This window comes from Actinoplanes sp. NPDC051633, assembly GCF_040681735.1.
Taxonomy (GTDB): domain Bacteria; phylum Actinomycetota; class Actinomycetes; order Mycobacteriales; family Micromonosporaceae; genus Actinoplanes.
This window is the reverse complement of record NZ_JBFAZH010000447.1, coordinates 1-5,790: the sequence shown is the minus strand read 5'-3', so window position 1 is coordinate 5,790 and position 5,790 is coordinate 1. Positions and strand designations below refer to the sequence as shown.

The window sequence follows — 5,790 nt, the reverse complement described above, 5'->3', positions numbered from 1 at the left end:
TTCGCCTCGAAGGGCGCGAAGGGCACCTCGACCGTGACCGGCTCGAACGCCGAGCCGTGGACGGGCATCGCCGACTACCCGCAGACGATCATGGACAACCGGGTCGTCACGGTGGACGGCAAGGTGTACTCGATCGGTGGCGGTGACGGCAGCGCGTCGACCACGAAGAACTTCGTGTACGACCCGGTCGCCCAGAGCTGGGCGTCGATCGCCGATCTGCCGGCCGCCCGCAACGCGATGACCGTGGGCGTCGTGGACGGCACGATCGTCGCAACCGGCGGCTGGGGCGAGGCCGGCCCGGCCGCGGACACCTGGGCGTACGACCCGGGTGCCAACGCCTGGGAGGTCAAGGCCCCGAACCCGGCTCCGCGCTCCGCGGCCGGTCAGGCGGTCGTCGACGGCAAGCTGTACGCCGTCGGCGGGTGCACGACCGCGAGCTGTCTCCCGATGGACAACGACGTCGTCGCGTACGACCTCGGCGCCGACTCGTGGGAGACGCTGCCGGACTACCCGAAGTCCCTGGCCTTCGCTTCCTGCGGTGGCATCGACGGCGTCCTCTACTGCTCCGGCGGTAACGACGGCAACGCTGCCACGGCCGGCGGGTACAAGCTCGACGGCACCTCGTGGACGGCCATCCCGGACGCTCCGTCCGACCACTGGGCCGCGTCCTTCGCGGTCGCCAACGACAAGCTCATGGTCGTCGGCGGCGTGCAGGGTGCCGGGGTGACCAACGCGGGCTTCGCGTTCGACCCGGCGTCCGACGCCTGGGAGTCGCTGCCGAACGCGAACGAGGCCCGGTACCGCGGTGGCGCGTCCTGTGGCTTCTACAAGATCGGCGGTTCGTCGGGTGGCTTCACGGCCGACCCGGCGAGTGAGGTGCTCCCCGGTTTCGAGGAGTGCGCCGCCGCCGGGGCGGACGTGGAGTGGCTGTCGATCGACAAGACGTCGGCCACCCTCGCGCCGGGCGACAAGGTCACGGTCAAGGTGACGATGTCCGGCAACGTCGCGCAGCCCGGCACCTACAAGGGCGCGGTGACGATCAAGGAGAACACGCCGTACGCGGTGGCTCCGGTCGACGTGACCATGATCGCCAACCCGCCGAAGTCGTGGGGCAAGCTGACCGGCAAGGTCACCGGCGCCTCGTGCGCCGGGGTCACCGCGCCGATCAACGGCGCCACGGTCCAGGTGAACTCGTGGGCGTCGTCGCTCTCCCTGAGCACCAACGCCCAGGGCGAGTACGCCTACTGGATCGACCGGCGCAACAACCCGCTGACGATGATCGTCGCCAAGGACGGCTGGCAGCCCCAGACCCGCAAGGCGAAGATCACCGCCGGTGGCACCACGGTGGAGGATTTCCAACTGACACCTGTCCGCTGCTGACGCATTAGGCGTCGGATGACGGATCCGGCTCACCCGTCCCCCGTCGGGCGGGCCGGATCCCCATCGGACAGCAGAAGGGCCCGCTGAGATTCTCAGCGGGCCCTTTCCGTCGATCGGCTCAGTGCGCGGCCAGCCGGAAACCGACGCCGCGGACCGCCTGGATGGTGGCGGCGGCGCCGATGCGGGCCAGCTTGGCCCGCAGCCGGCGGACCACCGAGTGCAGGTCCGACCCGCGCCCGAGCAGCTCGTTGCCCCACACCTCGTGGTGCAGGCGCTGGTAGGTCCAGATCCGCCCGGGCGCCCCGAGCAGGCAGGCGAGGAAGTCGTGCTCCAGCCGCGTCAGCCCGACCTCGCGGTCGAGCCACCGCAGCATCCGACGGTCCGAGTCGACTCTCAACGCCGGATCCACCGGCGTCTCGGGTGACCCCGGTTGCTCGGCCATCTCGACCGTCTCGGTCACCATGATCCGCGCCTCCGCCGCCTGGGCGGCGACCGCTCGCGCCGGCGCAACCACCACCGGCTCGTTGCCCTCCTGGGTCGTCAACTCGGCCGGCAACCGCTCCACGAGGTCGGCGTCGGCGCCGCCGACTCGGCTCAGGAACTGCCGGGCCTGCTCCACGCTCGACACGATCAGAAACGCCTCGGTGTCCCCGAGGAGCTGTGCGAGTGCCCGGCGGTCGTCGGCGGATGAAGCTATCCCGACTGCCAGGTACCCGATCGAACTCGTCATGTCCCACCCTTTCCGGATCCCCCGCAATACCCGGTGACCGTGCCGCCACACGATCGCCCGAACCAGTCCAGAGCCTGCCCAACAGGGCCAAAGGCATGGATGGACGTCGCTGTCAGACTAAGACGAGGGGATGCCGCAAGATGGTGGCACGGTTGCGCCAAGTCGCATCTATGCCACGGCGGTCGCGGTTCAACGGCCGATGGACGTTTCCTCGGCGTTAACCAATCCGGACGAAACCCTACACTGTGGACTCGGTTCCTCAGGCGGTCGAGGGCAGCGCTCCGTGCGGCAGGAAGACCGACCGGACGCAGTCGTCCTCCTTCTCCTTGAAGATGCGGTAACCCTCCGGCCCCTCGGACAACGGCATCACGTGGGTCGCCAGATGCTCGGTGACCAGTTCGCCTTTCGCCATCCGGTCGAGGAGCATCGGAATGTACCGCTGGCCGTGCATCTGCGCGGCGCGGACCGTCAGGCCCTTGTTCATCATCGCGCCCAGCGGGAATTTGTCGACCAGCGCCGCGAACACTCCGAGCACGAATACGCTGCCACCTTTACGGCACGCGTGAATCGCCTCGCGAAGTGCGGCCGGTCGGTCGGTTTCCAGTCGCAACTGCTGCTTGACCTGGTCATACACGTTTTGCACACCGGCCGAATGCGCCTCCATGCCGACCGCCTCGATACACACGTCCGGGCCCCGGCCGCCGCTTCTCTCGCGCAATTCGTGGGCGACGTTCGAGCGCTCGTAATTGATGGTCTCCGCACCGATGTGCTTCTCCACCTGCTGCAGCCGATAATCGTATCGGTCGATCACCATCACCCGTTCCGCGCCGAGCAGAACGGCCGCGCGCGCCGCCATCTGCCCGACCGCGCCGGCGCCCCACACCGCGACCACCTGGCCGGGGCCGACCCCGCCGAGGTCGGCGCCCATCCAGCCGGTCGAGGCGGCGTCGGAGGCGAAGAGCGCGCGTTCGTCGCTCACCCCCTCCGGCACGGTGAACGCGCCGACGTCGGCGAACGGCACCCGGATGTACTCGGCGTGGCTTCCGGCGTAGCCGCCCATCGCGTGCGAGTACCCGAAGCAGCCGCCGGGCGCCTGACCCCACATCGTCTCGGTGATCGCCGGGTTGGTGTTGCCGTTGTCGCACAGCGAGTAGAGCTCCTGGCTGCAGTACCAGCAGCGGCCGCAGGAGACGAACGACGAGACGACGACCCGGTCGCCGATCCGATGCTTACGCACGTCGGGACCGACCTCCACGACCTCGCCGAGGAACTCGTGGCCGAGCACGTCGCCCTTCTCCATGAACGGGATGTAGCCGCCCAGCAGGTGCAGGTCGGAACCGCAGGTCGTGGTGCGCCGGACCTTGAGGATGACGTCGCCGGGGTTGCGGAGCTCCGGGTCGGGCACGTCGTTGACGGCCAGCTTGTTGACGCCTTCCCACTGCAACGCCTTCACAGCAGTCCTCCCTCGCGGCCGTGTTCGGTGGCCGAGCGCAGCGGTTTGTTGGTGAGCGTGGGCTCGGTGGTCGAGATGCCCGGCTGGACCACGTCGCCGACCTCCAGCAGGGAGCGCGACTCGCGCAACGCGCGGCGCACGTCGCCGGCGGAGACCCGGTCGTCCGTGCGCCGCACCGAGATCTCGGTGCCGCGGTCGCCGGGTGCCGCGCGCAGGTCGACGGTGACGGAGTCGCCGAGGGCGGCGAGCGGCGCCGGCCGGTCGGCCATGGTGGTGAGCTCGGACAGCGGGCGGAAGACGGTGAGCACGTGGCGGCGGTCGTCCGGCTCGGCCGGCCCGGGTGGCCGCGCGCGCCGGGCGCGGCCGGTCAGATAGGCGGCCAGTCCGGCCGCCGTCGCGGTGGCTGCCACCGCCGTCTTGGTGATAGTTCGCATGCCGTGGGATACCGGTGTCAGGCGGGCTTAAACGCGTGCGTCGCGCCGCGCTCGATCGGCTCGATCCCGGTCAGGCCGTGCGCCCGGGCCCGGTTCACGAAGTCGCTCAGCGATGACTTCTGCACCTTGTAGTCGTCGTTGTGGATCGGCAGCACGAGTCCGGGCCGGATCAGGTGGGTGGTCTCGACGCCTTGCCGCTCGTCCATGGTCAGCAGCAGGCCGAGGATCCTGGTGCCGCCGAGGTGGATGAGCATGGCGTCGATCTCGGGGAACCGGCGCGGGATCTCGGCGAGGTGCGGGCCGTAGAGGGTGTCACCGGTGATGTAGAGCCGCAGCCGGTGCCGGCCGTTCTCCTCGAGCTCGAGGATCGAGCCCATGGTCTCGGGCAGCGCCCGGTCGAGCAGGCCGGGTCCGTGCTTGGCCGGGACGGCGGTCACCCGCAGGCGCTGGGTCGCGCTGGTCCACTCGTACGAGTCCCAGGTGGGCAGGCCGTGCACCGTCTCGAAGCCGCGCCGCCGCAGGCCGCGCCGGGCGGCCGGGGTGGTGACCACGGGCAGGGAGCGCGGCAGGCTCCGCGAGGCGGTCGGGTCGAAATGGTCGCCGTGCAGATGCGACAGCAGCACCGCGTCGAGGCGGGGCAGGTCCGCGACCGCCATGGCGGGGTCCTTGAGCCGCTTCGTCCACATCCCGTAGCCCAGCGGCACGCGACTGCCGGCCGCCCCGAACGCCGGATCGGTGAGCAGCGTGAAATCGCCGATCCGCAACAGCGTGGTCGCGTTCCCGATATAGGTGACACTCGCCTCGACCGTCATGCCGCGGCGCGTACCCGCTGCGACCCGGCCTATTCCGCCGCGACCGCGCCGGTCGTCAGGTGATCTTCCAGATCGTGGCGCAATAGTCGGCGACCGTGCGGTCGGAGGAGAAGAAGCCGCACCGTGCGGTGTTGAGGATTGACATCCGGGCCCAGTCGTCGGGATCCTGCCAGGCCGCGTCGACCCGGTCCTGGGCGTCCACGTACGCGCGGTAGTCGGCCAGCGCCAGGTACTCGTCGCGGCCGAGGATCGAGTCGACCACGTCGCCGAAGCCGAGGCTGCCGATCAGGTCGACCGCCGCCTTCAACTCCGGGTCGGCCTCGTAGAGGTCGCGCGGCCGGTAGTCACCCGCGCGCAGCTCCGACGCCTGCCGGGCGTCCAGGCCGAAGAGGAAGAAGTTCTCCGCGCCGACCCGGTCGCGGATCTCGATGTTGGCGCCGTCCAGCGTGCCGATGGTGAGCGCGCCGTTGAGGGCCAGCTTCATGTTGCCGGTGCCGGACGCCTCCTTGCCGGCCAGCGAGATCTGCTCCGACAGGTCGGCGGCGGGCACGATGCGCTCGGCCAGCGTGACGTTGTAGTTCGGCGGGAACACGACCGTCACGTACGGATCGTCCCGGACCAGGTCGGCGAGCCGGTTGATCAGGTGGATGATCGACTTGGCCGCGTGGTAGGAGGGCGCCGCCTTGCCGCCGAACAGCACCACCCGGGCCGGCATCGTCGCCCCGGCCAGCCGCCGCTGGTGCAGGGTCGCCACGTGCAGCACCTTGAGCAGCTGGCGCTTGTACTCGTGGAACCGCTTGATCATCACATCGTGCAGCGCATCCGGGTCGCCGACGCCCAGCGCTGCCTTGTTCTGCCGCTTGACCGCGCGCCAGCTGTCCCGGAACGCGGCGTGGGCCGCCCCCGGCGGCCCGGCGGGGGGTCGGGAGGTCGCACCGCGGTACACCCAGGCACCGCAAAGAGATCTGGTGATTGGGGGGT

5 protein-coding genes and 1 pseudogene are annotated in these 5,790 nt (G+C 70.1%); 1 reads left to right on the top strand and 5 read right to left on the bottom strand.

Annotated features, from left to right (window positions below):
• Positions 1-1,380: pseudogene (locus AB0M20_RS23400) on the top strand (peptidase S8); the annotation flags it as partial.
• Positions 1,381-1,498: 118 nt separating this feature from the next.
• On the opposite strand, the gene AB0M20_RS23395 reads toward AB0M20_RS23400, so the two are convergent.
• From AB0M20_RS23395 to AB0M20_RS23375, 5 genes are all read right to left on the bottom strand, one after another.
• A complete protein-coding gene (locus AB0M20_RS23395) occupies positions 1,499-2,110 on the bottom strand; it encodes a winged helix-turn-helix domain-containing protein (protein WP_364301440.1) in 612 nt (203 codons plus the stop codon).
• Between the two features lie 259 nt (positions 2,111-2,369).
• Complete coding sequence (locus tag AB0M20_RS23390; protein ID WP_364301438.1) at positions 2,370-3,563, bottom strand: zinc-dependent alcohol dehydrogenase; 1,194 nt, start codon at positions 3,561-3,563, stop codon at positions 2,370-2,372.
• Positions 3,560-3,997 (bottom strand): hypothetical protein, encoded by a 438-nt coding sequence (locus AB0M20_RS23385; protein ID WP_364301436.1) that lies wholly within the window; start codon positions 3,995-3,997, stop codon positions 3,560-3,562. Before AB0M20_RS23385 ends, AB0M20_RS23390 begins: the two co-directional genes overlap by 4 nt.
• A 17-nt stretch (positions 3,998-4,014) precedes the next feature.
• A complete protein-coding gene (locus tag AB0M20_RS23380) occupies positions 4,015-4,809 on the bottom strand; it encodes an MBL fold metallo-hydrolase (protein WP_364301434.1) in 795 nt (264 codons plus the stop codon).
• 55 nt (positions 4,810-4,864) lie between these two features.
• Complete coding sequence (locus AB0M20_RS23375; RefSeq protein WP_364301432.1) at positions 4,865-5,755, bottom strand: glycogen/starch/alpha-glucan phosphorylase; 891 nt, start codon at positions 5,753-5,755, stop codon at positions 4,865-4,867.
• Between the last annotated feature and the right edge of the window lie 35 nt (positions 5,756-5,790).

Coding starts and splice junctions, on each gene's coding strand:
- AB0M20_RS23380 (WP_364301434.1), bottom strand. CDS start 4,809: ATGACGGTCGAGGCGAGTGTCACCTATATCGGGAACGCGACCACGCTG.
- AB0M20_RS23385 (WP_364301436.1), bottom strand. CDS start 3,997: ATGCGAACTATCACCAAGACGGCGGTGGCAGCCACCGCGACGGCGGCC.
- AB0M20_RS23395 (WP_364301440.1), bottom strand. CDS start 2,110: ATGACGAGTTCGATCGGGTACCTGGCAGTCGGGATAGCTTCATCCGCC.